This window comes from Pseudoalteromonas sp. S3431 (assembly GCF_000690035.1).
In the GTDB taxonomy this organism is placed as follows: Bacteria; Pseudomonadota; Gammaproteobacteria; order Enterobacterales; family Alteromonadaceae; genus Pseudoalteromonas; species Pseudoalteromonas fuliginea.
Map to the genome: position 1 here is coordinate 1 of NZ_JJNY01000036.1, position 18,654 is coordinate 18,654.

Genomic DNA, 18,654 nt, shown 5'->3' on the forward strand with positions numbered 1-18,654 from the left:
TTACGCTAGAACTAGGCAAAATTTTTTGTATCTAGTTGTTCTAAATAAAAAATTTTTAACGACGTTATAGTGCAATTTAATTCGTTAAATTGATCAAAGATTTATGCAGGTTGGTATAAAATGCATTATTGTTAAATAGAGTCTATATGGGCAGATTAGGGCCTTTTTATCTTTCGAGCTTGAATTTACAGTAGACTGTTTGGTTTTTGTTCAAGGCAGAACCTATGTTATGTGGTTATTTCCCCATAAATAGGCGATAACGCAGCTCAAATGCCAAGCGTGCGCTGCTCTTGGGTTTGCCTACATATAGGATGTAGGTAAGGGGCGTGAGCAGGACGCGGATGTTTTACTCAATTTTTACTTATTTTTACATGAATGTAAGCCTGTAGGATAACGCAGGAGCAGTTACCAAGCCGACTAGGTATAAAAATTCGCCTAGTTATAGCGCAATTTCTTTATCGTTAAATAGACTTCGTATATAAGCTAATTGGTATTACTTATCATTTTATATTTACTGAGAAAATGAAACCAGTAATTAGCGATGAATTTGTGGTATTTTATTAGCAAGCGAGTTTTTAAAGGTATGTAAAATATGACGTTGTGGCTTAAAGATGATTTAGCGTCAAGAAAGTTGGTTGTATACAGGGCAATTTTATTTTCGATAGTAACTCTATTTATTCTATTCGTATTCCAACCTTTTGGTACAACCAACGATACTGAACCTTATAAATTACTCCGCCTTTCAGGTTACGGCTTAGTCACGTTTTGCGCTTTATTGCTTTCGGGTTTTATTGAGATCTTTTTAATTCGGTTAAATCTTAGCAATAAATTTCGAATAATAGTGACCCCCAGCCTTTATATTTTAATTACTGCTTTGTTTAACCACGGATATTTTGTTGTTGCTATGTTAGGGGCTTGGCATTGGCAAAACCAAATACTCTTCATTGTATATACATTAGCAGTTGGGTTATTCCCGATTAGTTTCATATTTGTTGTCAATCGTCATGCAAAGCATATGGTCTTAACAACTGAAAAAATACCGGTTGTTAAGACTAAACAGCGTGCTTGTGAAGAGGTAGAAAAAAATAACGTCCCCCCACACCGTCTAATAACACTTATTGGCGATAATAAAGGTGACAAGCTAACAATTGCGCTATCGGATATATTGTTTATTAAGTCAGCCGATAATTACTGTGAGCTCGCAACGATAGAAAACGATGTTGTTTCTCATAAATTGCTGCGTATAACGTTAACTGGTTTATTAAAACAATTACCCCAAAATACATTTTTATATCGCTGTCATCGGTCTTATGCAGTTAATTTACAATTAGTCGCAGTAAGTAAAGGGAATGCCGGAGGATTACAGTTATCGATGAACTCATTTGATTTCACAATTCCAGTTTCGCGAACTTATGTTGATGTCATTAAACAAGCCTTGTTGTTAACCCCTGATGTTTGTTGATGACCCCAAAAACATGTAGTTAGCACCTAAAAATGAAATTTAGCCCTAATTGATCGATTTCATAATTAGTGATTGCCATGATTAAGTTGAATTTAAAATTGTAACTTAAGAAGGTACGTATGAAACATACAATTAAAGCACTGCTACTAATCACCACATTTATATTTTGTCATTACATGATGAAAGAGTTCTGGGGGGATAACTGGGTAAGTGTCCTATCTGACCTTGATCAACAATCAGCCCTTTTGTTATTTCCTGCTAAATACTTGTTTATTTATGGGCCATTGTTAGTTGTGGCAACATTATTATTTAAACATGAGAGTTGGTACAACGTTTTAGGTGTCGACATTGAAGGTTTTCAACGTTATTTACTCGCAGCGGTAGTCTGTTGCACACCTATGGTGATAGGTTACGCTTATTTGAGTAACGCGCTAAACCTTTCAATTACGGGGATAATTACAGGTTCAATATACGCGGGAGTTTTTGAAGAAATAATTTTTAGAGCTGCTTTGTTCGGCGTGTTATTTCGTTTTTGTCGTTGGGGGTTTATTCCCGCCGCATTAATTAGCTCAACGATATTTGGTTTGGGTCATATTTATCAAGGACATGATGCTATTTCAGCTGTGATGGCTGTTGCAATTACAACAATCGCAGGAACTTGGTTTGCGTGGTTATTTTGCGAATGTGGATACCGTATTTGGTTTCCATTATGGATGCATATATTTATGAATGCGGCTTATGGCATATTTAGCATGTCAGGTGGTGCAGCAGGGGATTTAAAAGGCAATTTGTTCAAGGCAACTGCAATAATTTTAAGCATACTCTACGTAAACTTACTTATCCGTCGTGGTAAACCGCGCCAAATAACACTCTCTACACTATTTAAAAAACGTCCAGGTTTTTCGTCTCAGCATTATAAATTAGCAACACAAAACACTTAAAGGAGATAATAATGTTTGAATTATTTTTAATTATAATGATTTTTTTGTCGCCTTTTTTACTTTTAGTGCTAATTAAAAATTACTTTACCTATAAAACGACCGCTAAAGAAAAGTCACTTTTATTACAAGATAAAAATCAGAAAAATACGATTATTATGCTGCAAAGAAAGTTAGACGTTTTAGTTGAAAGAGTCATAGTGCTTGAAGAGTTGGCGATAAATAAAAATATCGATTTATCACAAAAAATAGCTCAGTTGTAACTACTGAGCTATTTGTTATTTCTTTTAAAAACTGGGCTTTTATTACTTTATTAAATTACCTAGCTTTTATGTTGTATGTTTTATCATCATAAGTTACGACCATAGTCTCTATTTCTAAGCTTTAGATCTTGGTGCATGCTTAATACATTAAATTTTATACGCTGTATTAAGGATTATTAGATGAAACATCAACTTGCAAAAAGCGTCGCGCTTTCATTATTGTCCCCGGTGATTGTTGGCAGTTTATTAGGTTTGTATTATGCACTAGCGTTGCAGGGTGATTTTCTATCAGTGTTCTTTCAACTATTGATGACAGCCATATCAAATGCACATATTGTAGGTTTAACAATGGCGGCTTTTGTTGTGCCGGGTTATTTACTCATGTTTAAGTATTCAAAAGTTAATTATTCAGGTGTTTTAACACTTGGGTTATTAGGTGGGGCTATTTTTAGTTATCTATTAAGTGCTTCAACAGGCGAGATATTTTTAATTAATAGTGTGATGTCTGGATTCGCCGCAGGACTATTTTTATTTGGCCTTCGTAATTGTGCAAAAAAATAATCGCAGAATTATTGACCAAGCGCGCTGATAAACAGCGCAATTTCCTTTTTTTTACCCTTTAAAGGTTCCAATTTTTAACGACAAAGAGTACCTTTAGCTACTGTCTGTTTAATAAGAAGTAGTTTGGTATGCAAAAGTACGATTTTTACCAGTCATTAGTTAAGCAAACTGAATCACTAATAGCTGGTGAATCTAATGTAATTGCCAATTTGGCAAATATAAGCGCGTTATTATTTACCTCTTTAGAAGATGTGAATTGGGCGGGTTTTTACTTTATGGATTCTCCTACTGAATTAGTACTAGGCCCGTTTCAAGGTAATCCTGCATGCATTCGTATTCCAGTAGGAAAAGGAGTATGTGGAACTGCTGCGGCAACCGCAGAAACACAATTAGTTGAAGATGTTCACGCTTTTGACGGTCATATTGCCTGTGATGCGGCGTCAAATTCTGAGATTGTTGTACCTATCTTGAAAAATGGTAAAGTATTTGCTGTTCTTGATATCGATAGTCCAAGTGTTGGTCGATTTGATACTGACGATAAAGCCGGACTTGAAGCGCTAGTGAAATGCTTAGAGGCGAGCCTGTAATGAAAGATTTGCTAAATGTTCAAGACTACCTGTTTGCTGTGCAAGATGTTGGCGACTGGGAAGGCGAAGAAGAACATGTAGCGGAAACGCTCAATGATTTGATTCATATTGCCTGGGATCGTCTTCCGGACGATTCTGAATGTGAATTTATTGATGAAACGATTAATGGTATTTGGGAACACCTTCGAGGCGATATGGCTGTAATAGAAGCCGACTTTGAAGAGCTGGTCGACTGGGTAACACACTACGTCGATTCGTCCCTTGATGAAAAGATGTGAAAAATAGGTTCTAAAATGGAAACCACAAACAAGCTAAAAGATATTAACGAAGTATTGGAATTTTTGTATCAAGAATTCCCACAATGTTTTAAACAAAAAGATGGCATCAAGCCGCTTAAAGTAGGTATTTTCAAAGATATCGCTGAGCGTATTGAAGGCTCTGACAAAGTAAGCAAGACTCAAGTTCGTCAAGCGCTCAGAAAATACACGTCTAACTGGCGTTATTTAGAAGCGGTAACTAAGTCAGAGTTTCGTATTGATCTTGATGGTAATCAAGGTGAAAAAGTTGAGCAAGAGCATATCGACCATGCACAAAAAGCATTGGAAGAAAGCCGCGCTAAAATGGCAAAACGTAAAAAACAACAACGTCCACGCCAAGACTCAGATTCTAAATCTTTTAAGAAAAAACCAGCGCATGCTAGTAAAACAGGTGATAAAAACGCTTCTGCAGCTAATAAACCTGCCAAAGCAGCTCCTGCTAAACGTTCAGGAAAAATTGAACCTTTACCAGCTACTGAGGTCAAGGTTAATAATAAGGTTAAGGTTAAACTTGGCCAAGCACTTGTAAATGCAGTAATCACTGAAGTGAACAAAGATGACGTTCATGTTGAATTAGTGACAGGCATGCAAGTTAAAACCAAAGCTGACAGTTTATACATCGTTTAAACTGTAAATAAATTAAGGAGTTTGTATGAGTAAAAAGTTTACGCTCATTCCGTTAGTTGCTGCCCTGTTTTCAGGTTCATTATTTGCTGCTGTAGAAGCCGTCACTATTGACGATTTACCACTGCTCAAGCAAGAAAGTCAACATGGTACTGCCAGCAAACGCGTGGCTAGCTTATTTACTCGTTCACACTATATCCCGGTTCGATTTAACGATGAGCTTTCTAGTAAAGTGTACGATCGTTATATCGAATCCCTTGATTTTAATAAAAGCGTATTTTTAGCAAGCGATATTGCTTCTTTTGACCAATACCGCGATGACTTTGATAACGCTATAACTACCGGCAAATTGGGTTTCACATTTGATATCTTTAATTTAAGCCTTAAACGCCGTTTTGAACGTTACGAGTATTCCCTAGCATTACTTGAAAAAGAAATGACCTTTGATAAAGAAGATGAATACTTTTTTGATCGTGAAGATGCTGCGTGGCCTGTATCTCAAGCCGAGCTTGATGAAATTTGGCGCGAACGTGTTAAGTACGATGCACTGCGTTTAAAAATGACAGGTAAAGATTGGGAAGGCATTAAAGAAGTGCTGACCAAACGCTATAAAAATGCAGAAAAGCGTTTAGTGCAATCAAATCCAGAAGATGCATTTCAATTAGTATTAAATTCTTTAGCACGCAGTATTGAGGCGCATACGTCTTATTTATCGCCGCGTCGTGCTGAACAATTTAAAATGGATATGGACCTAGAGCTCGAGGGCATAGGTGCAGTATTGAGTCCAGACGAAGATTACACAGTTATTCGCAGTTTAGTACCTGGTGGTCCTGCGGATAAAACAGAGCAAATTAAAGCCGATGACAGAATCATAGGTGTTGCTCAAGATGGTGAAGAATTTGTTGATGTTATTGGCTGGCGCTTAGATGACGTTGTTGATTTAATTAAAGGCCCTAAAGGTACTAAAGTACGTCTTCAGTATTTAAAAGGCGCTGATGCTCACGGCACACCAAAAGTTGTTGAAATTACCCGTGATAAAATCAGATTGGAAGACAGAGCCGCTAAATCAGAAGTTTTTGAAGCTAAATATTCAGATTTAACAAGCAAAGTGGGTGTGATTGAAATCCCTGGCTTTTACAATAATCTTTCGAAAGATGTAAAAGTTGAACTTGCTAAGCTTAAAGAGCAAAAGGTTGATGGGATTATTATTGACCTACGCCAAAACGGTGGTGGTTCATTATATGAAGCTACCCAGCTTTCGGGATTGTTTTTTGACCAAGGACCTGTAGTTCAAATACACACTTTAAATAACCGTATTGAAGAACAAAGAGACCGCGATGGCATTACCTATTATGATGGTCCACTTACGGTATTAGTTGATAGATACAGTGCGTCAGCATCAGAAATATTTGCAGCGGCAATGCAAGATTATGGCCGCGCAGTTATTATTGGTGAGCAAACCTTTGGTAAAGGCACGGTTCAACAGCACAAAGGCTTAGGCCGTGCTTATGACTTGTATGATAATGCATTGGGTAGCGTGCAATATACAATTGCTAAATTTTACCGCATCAATGGTGGTAGTACGCAACACAAAGGTGTGATTCCAGACATCTCGTTTCCATCAGCAATCGATCCTGCAGAATGGGGCGAAAGTAAACAAGACAATGCACTGCCTTGGGATAGCATTGTTAAAGCGAAATATAAAAAACTTGGTAATTTAACGCCAGTTATTACCTATCTTGAGAAGCAACATGAGGTACGAATTAAATCAGAACCTGAGTTTGGTTATGTATTTAATGATATTGCCTTATACAACGAAGAGAAAGATCGTAAAACGATCTCTTTAGTTGAAGCAGACCGCATTAAAGAAAAAGACGAAGGTGAGGCACGTGCACTTGTACGTACTAATGAACGTCTTAAGCGTTTAGGTAAAGATCCGGTAGAAAACTTAGATGATTTACCTGAGGTTATTGAAGAGCTTGATCCATTTTTAGAAGAAGCCGCTTTAATTACCCAAGATTATATTAACTATGGTCGCATAGCTAAGAAGTAACCGCTGGTTTTACCTCTATAAAAAAGGCGCTTTTGCGCCTTTTTTGCTACCTATAATTTACTAAATTGTTATAATCTCCCATTACATAAAGTTGAGCTAGATTATTAAAGTTCAATTAATGCGCTTTACGTGCTAAAAATAATAATTAAACACACATTGAGTGTGTAGGAGTCTCTACTTTGAAGCCATTGGAAGATAAACCAATCAAGCCTGCCTCGTTTTTTGATGCATTAGTTCCTATCTCTGTATTAATTTGCCTACTCGGCGCTGCCGTATACTTATTTGGTGATAATTCTTCATCAGGTCCTAACCAGATTGCACTTTTGTTCGCAACTTTTGCAGCTGCTTTAATTGGTCTTAAAAATGGTTATACTTGGAAAAAGTTAGAGCAAGCAATGATTGAAGGCATAACGCTTTCACTTGGTGCTATTCTAATTTTACTCATGGTAGGTGCATTAATTGGTACTTGGTTACTATCAGGAACTGTACCGACCTTAATTTATTATGGCTTACAGGTTATCAATCCGAGCTGGTTTTATGCAGCTAGCTGCTTAATTTGTGGCATTGTTGCAATGAGTATTGGTAGTTCGTGGACTACGGCTGCAACAATAGGTGTTGCTTTACTTGGCGTAGCAACCGGTCTTGGGCTTGAACAAACAGTAACAGCCGGCGCGGTTATATCGGGCGCGTACTTTGGTGATAAGTTAAGCCCACTGTCAGAAACTACAAATCTTGCACCTGCAGTTGTTGGGGCTGATTTATTTGAGCATATCCAACATATGTTATGGACGACAGTACCTAGCTTTGTTATTGCACTGATTATATTTATAGTTATGGGTTTTAATGCAACGGCTTCAAGTGAAGCAGGGCGTATTGACGAAATTACAGCTATTTTACAACAAAATTTTAATATTGGTTTTGAAATGCTAATACCACTAATTGTATTGTTAGTTTTAGCAATTAAAAAAATGCCAGCCTTTCCTGCTATCTCTATTGGTGCTGTTGTGGGCGCTGTTTGGGCCATGTTGTTTCAATCTGATTTAATTGCTAGCCAAATTGATGTCTCTCAAGGACAGTTAGTAGGCTACTTTAAGCTTGTTTGGACCACTTTTTTTGACGGTTTTAGCATAAACACCGGCGATGATAAAATGGACTCGCTACTTAGTGGTGGTGGTATGGCTGGAATGCTTACAACGACCTGGCTTATTATGACCGCACTTATGTTTGGCGCTATCATGGAAAAAACAGGTCTTCTTGATATTTTTGTTAAAAGTATTCTTAAAATAGCTAAAAGTACGGGATCGTTAATTGCGGCAACAATAGCAACGTGTATTGGTACTAACGTGATAGCTGCTGATCAATATATTGCTATTGTTGTACCCGGTCGTATGTTTAAAGATGAATATAAAAAACGTGGTTTGAAGCCTGTTAACTTATCTCGTACATTGGAAGATGGCGGTACAATTACCAGCCCATTAATTCCGTGGAACACTTGTGGCGCTTACATGCAAAGCGTTTTACTCATAAATCCGTTTGACTATGCACTGTACGCTTTCTTTAATTTAATTAACCCTGTATTAGCGGTTGTTTATGCCTATTTAGGTATTAAAATTTTACGTATCAAACCAAAACAATCGGCCTAATTTTAAACAGCTCTTTTAAATTTAAAGGAGCTGTTTTGGAGCATCTATGACTGAATCAAGTAAACCTCAAGCACAATATCTTAAAGACTACAAAGCCCCAGACTTTTTAATTGACCACACTGAGCTAACATTTGACTTACAGCCATTAACAACGAAGGTAAGTTCCTTATTAACACTTACACGAGTAGGTGATAACAAAGCACCCTTAGTGCTTGATGGTATTGATTTACGCCTGCTCTCTTTATCAATTGATACTGTTGATATAACGGATTATGAAATTATTGGCGAGCAACTAATAATTAATAATCTACCGGATAGTTGCCAATTAAGTATTGTCACCGAGATATCACCTGAGACTAATACTTCACTAGAAGGTTTATATTTATCAGGTGGTGCGTATTGCACGCAATGTGAGGCTCAGGGGTTTAGAAAAATAACCTATTACATGGATCGCCCCGATGTTTTATCTACATTTGATGTGACCGTAATTGCAGATACAAAATTTTCTCAGCTCCTATCTAATGGTAATCAAGTAGACAGTGGTGAAACTCAAGATGGGCGTCATTTTGCTAAATGGCAAGACCCGTTTAAAAAGCCAAGTTATTTGTTTGCTTTGGTTGCTGGTGATTTTGATGTATTAAAAGACAACTATATTACTCAAAGCGGTAAAAATGTTGAACTTGCTCTATTTGTAGATAAAGGTAATTTATCTAAAACACCACATGCTATTGCCTCACTTAAAAAAGCAATGCAGTGGGATGAAGCGCGTTTTAATTTAGAATATGACCTAGATATTTATATGATTGTAGCCGTTGATTTTTTCAACATGGGTGCAATGGAAAATAAAGGTTTAAACATATTTAATAGTAAATGTGTTTTAGCCAACCAAGAAACAGCGACAGATAAAGACTATCATACGATTGAATCTATAGTAGGGCATGAGTATTTCCATAACTGGACAGGTAATCGAGTAACGTGCAGAGATTGGTTTCAGTTATCGCTTAAAGAAGGTTTAACTGTATTTAGGGATCAAGAGTTTAGTAGTGACTTAGGCTCTCGTGCGCTTAATCGAATTGACGCTGTAAAAGTAATGCGCACACACCAGTTTAGCGAAGATGCTGGCCCTATGGCTCATCCTATTCGTCCAGAAAAAGTTATTGAAATGAATAACTTTTACACGGTTACTGTGTACGATAAAGGCGCCGAAGTAATCCGAATGATGCATACATTATTAGGCGAGCCAAACTTTCAAAAAGGTATGGCACTCTATTTTGAGCGCCATGACGGACAAGCTGTTACTTGTGATGATTTTGTAAGTGCAATGAGCGACGCATCAGGCGTTAACTTAGATCAGTTTAAACGTTGGTATAGTCAAGCAGGTACATCTCGTTTAAATGCTATTCAAAACTTTGATCTGGATTCAAATACATACAGTTTAACAATTGAACAATTTGCACCGCTGAACCAGCAAAGTAATGCACCTTTGCACATTCCATTTGCAATTGAACTGTTAGATGTAAATGGACAAAGTATTGAGCTTGAGTACCAAGGCGAAAAAGTTAACCACGTTCTAAATGTAACTCAACCATCACAGACATTTCACTTTGATAATATGACTGCTAAACCTGTTGCAGTATTACTTGAAGACTTTTCTGCTCCATGTATTTTAAACCAAGAGACAGATGAACATGAGCTACTTCATATTATGCGTTTCGCACGCAGTGACTTTTCTCGTTGGGATGCACAGCAGCAGCTATTTATTAAAGCAATGAAAGCGAATCTAAACAGTGTTGAAAGTGTTGGGCTTAGTGATGAGATAATTAATGCGCTTCGTGGATTAGTTAATGAAAAACAGGGCGATCTAGCGCTTATTGCAGAGCTATTAAAATTACCAAGTTTTGATACGTTGGCTGCTGAATTTGAAGTAATTCCAGTAGATGTAATAGTCAATATTGCTGAGCAATTTGAAAGGCAAATAGCGGATGAGTTAATTAACGAGTTTATAACGTGTTTTGAATCGTTAATCGATGATGGCAGTGTAAATGCAAGCGCCGTTGCAATTCGGTCTTTAAAGCAGCTATGCCTTCATTACCTTGCTAAAACTAATGACCCGCACGCTGCTGATTTTATTAAACATGCTGCAAGCTCAAAAAATATGACGAATGTTTTAGGTGCACTAAGTGCCGCTGTTAAAGCGTCACATGAGCTATGTGAAGAATTGTTAAACTACTTTGATAGTCAATGGCGTCACGATGTATTAGTAATGGATAAATGGTTTGCTTTGCAAGCGATGCAAACTGGTGACAATGCAATTGATAATATTAAGGCGCTTTACGAACATCCGTGTTTTGATTTTTCAAACCCCAATCGTGTACGAGCACTTGTAGGTAGCTTTAGCCATTTCAATACGTCTCAGTTTCATCGCCTTGATGGTAAAGGTTACGCGCTCTTAGGTGATTTACTCATTAAATTAAATGCTATAAACCCTCAAAATGCATCTCGTATGCTAACGCCGTTTATGTCGTGGAAGCGATACGATAATACACGTTCAACAGCAATGAGACTGCAACTAGAACGTTTAGCTAATTTAGATGGGTTAAGCGCCGATTTATTTGAAAAGGTTGAAAAAGCACTTAAGTAAATGATCGAATATTATTTTAATTTAAGATTGAGCTACAGCGAATGCATGGATTACTACCATGGTCGTTTTAGCTCATTGCAGGTTGTCGAAGATGGCGGGAAAACAGTGCGTTTTTCTGCTAATCACTTAAGGCCATTTATTACTAGCTTAGGTATAAGAGGGCGTTTCAGAATGTTACTAACCCTTGAAAATAAATTTATTCGTATTGAACGAGTGGCTTAGTACGCTGTTTTTATGTTATAAAATCATAAAATATTGTCTTTTTGTTAATTTCAATTTGTTCTATTGTTAAATTACGTGTATAAATTATCTGGTACGACGTCTTACCAATACGTAAACGTCAACCAGAATGAAAATATATAACAGATTGAATGCGACTATTTGTAATTTATCCATTTCGCTTCTATCGTTACGATTACACTAAAAACAATAACTTGATCACACAAAATGACCCGCGACAGGGGGGAACCAAAAATGATAAGAAGATCGCTTTTTGTTAAAAATAAAATCGCTATAGGTTTAGCAGTCGCTAGCCTTGGTTTATCAACAGCTAATGTACAAGCTGCAACATTTGAAGCCGGAGGGTTTGATATTACCTTCGATTCAACCTTTTCATATGGGCAAAGTGTCCGTGTAGAAGACCGAGACTTTAGCTTAATTGGTAAAAGTAATAACCCGGCGTTTAACTGGGCAGGTTACAATCCTGCGTTAAGTAATACCGTTTATTCATCTCAAGATGTGTGGGCTCAACCAGGCTCTTACTCAAATAATGGTGACGCGGGTAATTTGAATTTCGATAGTGGTGATTCATTTTCTAAATTATTAAAAGGTACACACGACCTTTCAATAAATAAAGACAACTACGGTTTGTTTACACGTTTTATGTATTTTTATGATTTTGCCTTAATGGATGGCAATCATGCATATGCTAATCCTACATCAGGTCAAGGTGTTGACCCATGTGACGATAAAGATACTAAAGCACAAAGTTGCGCCGACATTCGTTTATTAGATGCGTTTGTTTGGGCTGATTTTGATTTAAATGACGGTAACAACCCATTATCAGTACGTTTAGGTCAGCAAGTTGTTAACTGGGGTGAAAGTACGCTTATATCTCATGGTATTAATGTAAACCCTGTAGATATAGATCGTTTAAAAGCACCTGGTGCTGAGCTTAAAGAGGCATTCATTCCGGTGGGCATGTTATGGGCTTCATTGGGTATAACAGACAATATTACGCTTGAAGGTTTTTATCAGTATCAATGGCAAGAAACGCGTTTGCCTGCAGCAGGTACTTACTTTTCTACTAATGACTTTGCGGCAGAAAATGGTTATCAGCAAAATGTTCAGTTAGGTTTTACATCTAACCCTGATATTGATGTTGCATTTTTAACTGATAGTCTAAACAACCTAACATCTGACTTTGCTTTAGCGGCAGCTGCACAGGGGATTGATCCATCTAGTGCTGAAGGCAGTGCTTTACTTGCTCAAATGTACCTTGCTTACCCCACTAAAGTTGCACTTAAAGGTAAAGGCGGTAACGGTAAAACAGAACCTGAAGATGGCGGCCAATACGGTTTACGTTTAGGTGTATTTTTGCCTGAATTTAATGATACTGAAATTGCACTGTATCATGTGAATTATCATAGTCGTCGTCCGCTTATATCTGGTCGTGTATCAAACTTTACTCAAGCAGCTATTGCACAAGATTTAGCAATGATTATGGCAACAGAAATTACGTCTGATAATGTTGCTGATTTAACTGCTTTCTCTAAAGCGGAAAACGATTACCCTGAAGATATCAAATTATACGGTTTAAGTTTTAATACCACGATAGGCGAAACAGCCTTTGCCGGTGAATTTGCTTTTCGTCAAGATGAACCACTGCAAATTGATGACGTTGAATTACTCTACACAGCAATGCCTGAACAGTTAGCTGTTGCGGGTATTCGTCCTGATTTTGCGGGTATTTCGCAAATGAGTTTTGGTGATGCTATAAGCTCAGTTGGCCCAGGTGAAGTTGCCCAAGGTTATATTGAACGTGATACATCACAGATTCAGTTCACTGCGACCCATTTATTTGGCCCTTCGTTAGGTGCTGATAGCTGGGCTGTTGTTGGTGAAGTGGGCGCTGTAAAAATTCACAATATGCCTGAATACGATGAAATGCGCTTAAATGTATCTGGCACTGGCCGAAGTGGAACAATTACGGGTCCAGGTACTACCGATTATTCAACGCTACAGCTTGGTTTATCAAATGGTGCTGAAGAAAAGTCTTTTGCAACCGCTTCTTCTTGGGGTTACCGCTTAATTGCTAAAGGTGATTATTTTAATCTCTACAATGGTATTAACTTTTCACCACGTTTTGTTTTCTCTCATGACGTAAATGGTAATACACCAGATCCTATGTTCTTGTTTATTGAAGACCGTAAATCTTTAGGTGCTACCATGAACTTTAATTACCAAAATGCATGGTCACTTGATGTGAGCTATAACTCATTTTGGGGCGGCGGTGGTGTTAATACATTCTCAGACCGCGATTACGTTTCTTTCAATTTAAAATATTCTATTTAGGGGTAACATTACCATGATTAAAAAACCTACCCTCATTGCTACTGCTTTTTGTAGCTTGTTTGCAAGCAGCGCGGCATTAGCCAAATTAAGTGCTGATGAAGTTGCTCACTTAGGCCAAGATTTAACGCCAATGGGTGCAGAAAAATCAGCCAATGCTGATGGTTCTATTCCTGCATGGAATAACGGGATTACATCTGCGCCAGCAGGTTATGAACCTGGTATGCATCATCTTGACCCGTTTTCAACAGATAAAGTGCTTTTCACTATTGATAAAAGTAATATTGAAAAATACAAAGCAAATTTAAGCCCTGGGCAAATTGCTTTATTTGAAGCGTATCCAGACACGTTCAAAATGCCAGTATACGAAACACGTCGTTCTGCTTCGTATCCTCAATTTGTTTATGATGCAACGAAAAAATTTGCAGCAACGGCAGAGCTAGTTGAAGGTGGTAACGGGATTAAAAATACTGCAATTGGTATCCCTTTCCCTATCCCTAAAACTGGTTTAGAGGCAATTTGGAATCACTTATTGCGCTATCGTGGCCAATCTATTGAGCGTTTTGGTGGACAAGCTGCACCAACCGCATCAGGTTCTTACAATTATGTTGGCTTTGATGAGCAATTATTAGTTAAATATTCAGACCCAAGCGCAACACCAGCTGAGCTACAAGACTCAAACATTTTGTTTAAGTTTAAACAAAAAGTAACAGAGCCTGCTCGTTTAGCGGGTACAGCGTTATTAGTTCATGAAACGATGGACCAAATATTAACACCACGCCAAGCTTGGACGTATAACTCAGGTCAACGACGTGTTCGTCGCGCACCTAACGTGGCATATGATGCACCAGGTACTGCAGCGGATAGCTTACGTACTACCGATGACTTTGATATGTTTAATGGCTCGCCTAATCGTTACAATTGGACGTTAAAAGGTAAGCAAGAATTATACGTACCGTATAACAGCTATAAGCTACATAGTGACAAACTTGAGTACGATGATATTTTAATGCCTGGCCATATTAACCCAGAACATACACGTTACGAAAAGCACCGTGTTTGGGTTGTTGAAGCTAACTTGAAAGATGATACACGCCATATTTATAAAAAACGTGTATTTTACATTGATGAAGATAGCTGGCAGGTACAGGTCACTGATATTTATGATAACCGCGACCAACTTTATCGTGTAGCAATGGCTTATGGCCTTAACTATTACGAAGTACCTACACAGTGGAGTACGCTTGAGGTTTACCATGATTTGAACTCTCGTCGTTATTTAGCAATTGGTTTAGATAACCAAGAAAAAATGTACGATTTTTCACAGTCATTTAACGATAACGAATTTACTTCAAGTGCTTTACGTCGCGCAGGTAGATAGTATTAAACTCGGCACTTAACAATATGTTAAGTGCCTTTTCCTTTCTCATCGCGTTTGTCTTACAGCGCGCAACGCACTCCCTAGTAAAAAGACAAACAACTCTCTCGTACAAGGCGATTAAAATTTATGAAGTATTTGGTATATGCCAGCCTGATAATAAGCGGTGCGAGTGTTGCACAAGAAGCCCCTAACTATGCAATCAGTGCAACAAATGCAGCTAAAACCTTACTCACCGATATAACTAACACGGGTAATGGCTTAATTGCTGTTGGTAAACACGGTACTGTTATTAAAAGTACATCGAGTGATTCATGGCAACAAGCTGAGCTAGTTCCAACTCAAGTGCTCTTAACTGCCGTTGATTTTAGTAACGAAAATAATGGATGGGCGTGTGGCCACGATGCAACAATCATAAATACTACTGACGGTGGTCTTAATTGGCAATTACAACAAGTAAAACCTGAATTAGATAAACCGTGTTTAGATATTTTATTTGAAAACGATTTACAAGGCTTTGCCGTTGGCGCATATGGTATGTTTTACCACACCACAGATGGTGGAAAGCATTGGCAAAAGCGTTTTTTAGACTCTTTGTTATTTAGTGATGATCGCGATTATTTAAATGATTTAAAAGAAAATGATCCTGAAGGTTATGAGGCTGAAACAGCTTCAATTTTACCGCATTTTAATCGTATAGAAAAAACGACTAACGGATTAATAATCGTTGGTGAAATGGGGTTAATGGCCAGAAGTTCTGACAATGGTGTTACTTGGGAACGTTTAGAAGAAATTTACCCTGGTTCCTTTTTTGCGTTTAATTCAGATGAACAACAAGAGGTTGTTGCAGGTCTACGCGGTAACGTATTTACGAAACAACGAGGGGAGCAAGAGTGGCAGCATTTAGAAAATGTAAAAGCTGCAACCGTTAACAGCATCATTAATTATAACAATGAACAATGGTTAATGCTGGCCAACAGTGGAGTTATTTTTCATTTACAAGATGGGTTACTTACTCACGAGCAACTCGCTGATGGTAAAGCAATACTTGATGGTGTGATTATAAATAATAACCTAATCATGGCTACAGAAGATGGCATTAAAGTGAAGGAGTTGACCCCTTAATGCATAAGATTTTAGATTTAATAGAAAAAGCGATTTTTAGACATCGCTTAATCATGCTTATAAGCTTTGCACTCATAACGTGCTTACTTGTATTTAAAGCAACGCAAATTCAACTTGATGCATCGTTTAATAAAAATATCCCGTTAAACCACGATTATATGAAAGTGTATACCAAGCATGAAAAGCAGTTTGGTGGTGCAAACAGTATTCTTATTTCAGTCTGTGACGACAGTGGTAATATATTTAATCCAGAATTTTTTACTCAGCTAAAAGCGGTTCATGATCAGCTTTATTTTATACCTGGAGTAAACCGTCCATTAGTAAATTCTATATTCTCCCCCAGCGCTCGTTTTGTTGAAGTAGTAGAGGATGGCTTTGCAGGTGGTCCAATTATTCCTGCAAACTTTAAAGCAGATACGCGTGGTTTAGGTGTAGTAAAGGAAAACATTGAAAAAGCAAAAGTTGTAGGGCGTATGATTGCCAGCGATTATTCGTGCGCGATGGTAACGGCTCAACTTTTAGAAACAGATCCTCAAACACAACAAAAATTAGACACATTAGCTTTTGCACAAAAGCTAGAAAGTGATTTAAGAGAGCCTTTAAGTACAGACAAAGTAAGTATTCATATTATTGGCTTTGCAAAAATGGCCGGGGATATAGCTGAAGGCGCAAAGGGGGTGGTTGTATTTTTTGCCATTGCTATCGCCTTTACTTTTATTATGGTTTGGCTGTTTTGTGGTAGTTTAAAGCTAACTATTTTGCCTATTGCGTGTTCCATCATTGCTGTTATTTGGCAGCTAGGCCTGCTTTCAAGTTTAGGGTTTGGCCTTGATCCTATGTCTATTTTGGTGCCATTTTTAGTCTTCGCTATTGGCGTAAGTCATGGTGTGCAGATGATCAATGCAATAGGCAAAAAAGTAGGTGAAGGGAAAAGTACTAGGATTTGCTGTCAATCAAGTTTTAGAACGTTACTTATTCCAGGTGGTATTGCACTTTTATCAGACACTGTTGGCTTTTTAACATTATTGACCATTGATATTGGTATTATCCGTGAGCTGGCAATAACAGCCAGTTTAGGTGTTGCGGTTATTATATTTACTAATTTAATTTTATTGCCTGTTTGGGCTTCTTACATGAAATTTGAAGGCAGTGTGCATATTCAATCAGGTGATGCGGATAAACCAAATCTGCTTGATGCGATTCGTGACATACTCGTTAAAGCAACCGATCCTAAAATTGCTAAAATTATTATAGGCTTTACTTTGGTGTTATTTGCTTTGGGCTATTGGCAAGCAGATAAAATGCGCATAGGTGATTTACATGCCGGAGCGCCTTCCCTTCATCAAGATGCTCGCTATAATCAAGATACTTTCTTAATATCAGATAAATATACAATTTCATCTGACATTTTAAAGGTCATTGTTGAGGCCTATCCTGCAGCGTGTACTGAACATGATGTTATGGAGCGTATTAGTCGCTTTCAATATAAAGTTGAAAATGTAGCCGGCGTGCAATCAGTTGTTAGTTTGAGTTCCGTTGCGCAGTCAGTGAATGCAGGCTATAACGAAGGTAATCTTAAGTGGCAAAGTCTTCCACGAAATTCTGCTAGTTTAGTGCAATCCACTTCAAGAGTAGAAACGAGTACGGGTTTACTCAATGGTGATTGCTCTGTTATGCCTGTTATTATCTTTTTAGATGACCACAAAGCACAAACGATTGACCGCGTAATTGAAAACGTTAAACAATTTTCAATAGAAGAAGGCACTGATAAATTAGCCTTTAAATTAGCATCTGGGCCAGTTGGGGTAATGGCTGCAACAAATGAGTCAGTATCTGAAGCACAAATACCAATGATGATATACGTTTATGGTGCAGTAATTATTTTATGTTTACTAAGTTTCAGAAGCCTAAAAGCAACAATAGCCGTGGTATTACCACTTTATATTGTATCAACACTTGCACAAGCACTTATGGTTCAACTAGAAATAGGCTTAACGGTTTCTACATTGCCGGTGATTGCTTTAGGAGTCGGTATTGGTGTTGATTATGGCATTTATATCCTGTCATCAATGATGGGGCAGCTTAAACAAAACGTGCCACTGAGTGTTGCTTATCGCAATGCATTGGTTGAACGTGGTAGTGCCGTGTTATTTACGGGTATTACGCTTGCAATTGGTGTTAGCACATGGATTTTCTCTGATTTGAAATTTCAAGTAGACATGGGAATACTACTTACCTTCATGTTTTTAGTAAATATGTTAGGTGCAGTACTGTTATTACCTGCGATTGGAAGCTTACTCTGGACTGACCAGAAGAAATAAAGTGAATAATTTTGCTCCTTAATGGCCAGTAATGGCCATTTATATCTATAATTTGTGAATAGATGACCAAATAGCTGAAAAGCTTAAAATGTTTTCATCGAAAAGGCTGTTTATTAGCTGTAAAAGGGTTAGAATTTAACTGACTCCACGCTAATAAATGGCTGTACAAA

15 protein-coding genes are annotated in these 18,654 nt (G+C 37.7%); all 15 read left to right on the forward strand.

The annotated features are described in order from the left end of the window. The first annotated feature begins 592 nt into the window (after positions 1 to 592). The 15 genes from DO88_RS10985 (at position 593) to DO88_RS10915 (ending at position 18,484) form a co-directional block, all read left to right on the forward strand. The gene (locus DO88_RS10985) at positions 593 to 1,462 is read left to right on the forward strand and encodes a LytTR family DNA-binding domain-containing protein (protein WP_007375717.1); all 870 of its coding nucleotides are present in this window, start codon (positions 593 to 595) and stop codon (positions 1,460 to 1,462) included. Between the two features lie 119 nt (positions 1,463 to 1,581). Next, positions 1,582 to 2,403 (forward strand): CPBP family intramembrane glutamic endopeptidase, encoded by an 822-nt coding sequence (locus DO88_RS10980; RefSeq protein ID WP_033028391.1) that lies wholly within the window; start codon positions 1,582 to 1,584, stop codon positions 2,401 to 2,403. An 11-nt stretch (positions 2,404 to 2,414) separates the two neighbouring features. Then, positions 2,415 to 2,663, forward strand: a complete 249-nt coding sequence (locus DO88_RS10975) for a hypothetical protein (RefSeq protein WP_007375719.1) — start codon at positions 2,415 to 2,417, stop codon at positions 2,661 to 2,663. Positions 2,664 to 2,843: 180 nt separating this feature from the next. Then, positions 2,844 to 3,224: a hypothetical protein gene (locus DO88_RS10970; protein ID WP_007375720.1), complete on the forward strand. Its 381-nt coding sequence runs from the start codon at positions 2,844 to 2,846 to the stop codon at positions 3,222 to 3,224. Positions 3,225 to 3,352: 128 nt separating this feature from the next. After that, positions 3,353 to 3,811, forward strand: coding sequence for a GAF domain-containing protein (locus tag DO88_RS10965; protein ID WP_007375721.1), 459 nt, complete (start codon positions 3,353 to 3,355; stop codon positions 3,809 to 3,811). Next, the gene (locus DO88_RS10960) at positions 3,811 to 4,089 is read left to right on the forward strand and encodes a hypothetical protein (protein WP_002961910.1); all 279 of its coding nucleotides are present in this window, start codon (positions 3,811 to 3,813) and stop codon (positions 4,087 to 4,089) included. Before DO88_RS10965 ends, DO88_RS10960 begins: the two co-directional genes overlap by 1 nt. Before the next feature lie 15 nt (positions 4,090 to 4,104). Beyond that, positions 4,105 to 4,755 carry an RNA chaperone ProQ gene (gene proQ / locus DO88_RS10955; RefSeq protein ID WP_007375722.1) on the forward strand — a complete coding sequence of 217 codons (651 nt, stop codon included), beginning with the start codon at positions 4,105 to 4,107 and terminating at the stop codon, positions 4,753 to 4,755. Between the two features lie 25 nt (positions 4,756 to 4,780). Continuing rightward, the gene (prc, locus tag DO88_RS10950) at positions 4,781 to 6,805 is read left to right on the forward strand and encodes a carboxy terminal-processing peptidase (RefSeq protein WP_007375723.1); all 2,025 of its coding nucleotides are present in this window, start codon (positions 4,781 to 4,783) and stop codon (positions 6,803 to 6,805) included. A gap of 179 nt (positions 6,806 to 6,984) precedes the next feature. Continuing rightward, positions 6,985 to 8,448 carry a Na+/H+ antiporter NhaC gene (gene nhaC / locus DO88_RS10945; protein ID WP_007375724.1) on the forward strand — a complete coding sequence of 488 codons (1,464 nt, stop codon included), beginning with the start codon at positions 6,985 to 6,987 and terminating at the stop codon, positions 8,446 to 8,448. 46 nt (positions 8,449 to 8,494) lie between these two features. After that, on the forward strand, positions 8,495 to 11,089 hold the full coding sequence (gene pepN, locus DO88_RS10940; protein ID WP_033039003.1) for an aminopeptidase N: 2,595 nt from the start codon (positions 8,495 to 8,497) through the stop codon (positions 11,087 to 11,089). Then, the gene (locus DO88_RS10935; protein ID WP_033014893.1) at positions 11,090 to 11,311 is read left to right on the forward strand and encodes a DUF2835 family protein; all 222 of its coding nucleotides are present in this window, start codon (positions 11,090 to 11,092) and stop codon (positions 11,309 to 11,311) included. A 252-nt stretch (positions 11,312 to 11,563) separates the two neighbouring features. Next, on the forward strand, positions 11,564 to 13,663 hold the full coding sequence (locus tag DO88_RS10930; RefSeq protein ID WP_033039006.1) for a DUF1302 domain-containing protein: 2,100 nt from the start codon (positions 11,564 to 11,566) through the stop codon (positions 13,661 to 13,663). 13 nt (positions 13,664 to 13,676) lie between these two features. Beyond that, positions 13,677 to 15,041, forward strand: coding sequence for a DUF1329 domain-containing protein (locus DO88_RS10925; RefSeq protein WP_033028385.1), 1,365 nt, complete (start codon positions 13,677 to 13,679; stop codon positions 15,039 to 15,041). Positions 15,042 to 15,167: 126 nt separating this feature from the next. After that, the gene (locus DO88_RS10920) at positions 15,168 to 16,163 is read left to right on the forward strand and encodes a WD40/YVTN/BNR-like repeat-containing protein (RefSeq protein WP_033039009.1); all 996 of its coding nucleotides are present in this window, start codon (positions 15,168 to 15,170) and stop codon (positions 16,161 to 16,163) included. Then, positions 16,163 to 18,484, forward strand: a complete 2,322-nt coding sequence (locus DO88_RS10915) for an efflux RND transporter permease subunit (RefSeq protein WP_033039011.1) — start codon at positions 16,163 to 16,165, stop codon at positions 18,482 to 18,484. Before DO88_RS10920 ends, DO88_RS10915 begins: the two co-directional genes overlap by 1 nt. Positions 18,485 to 18,654 lie beyond the last annotated feature (170 nt).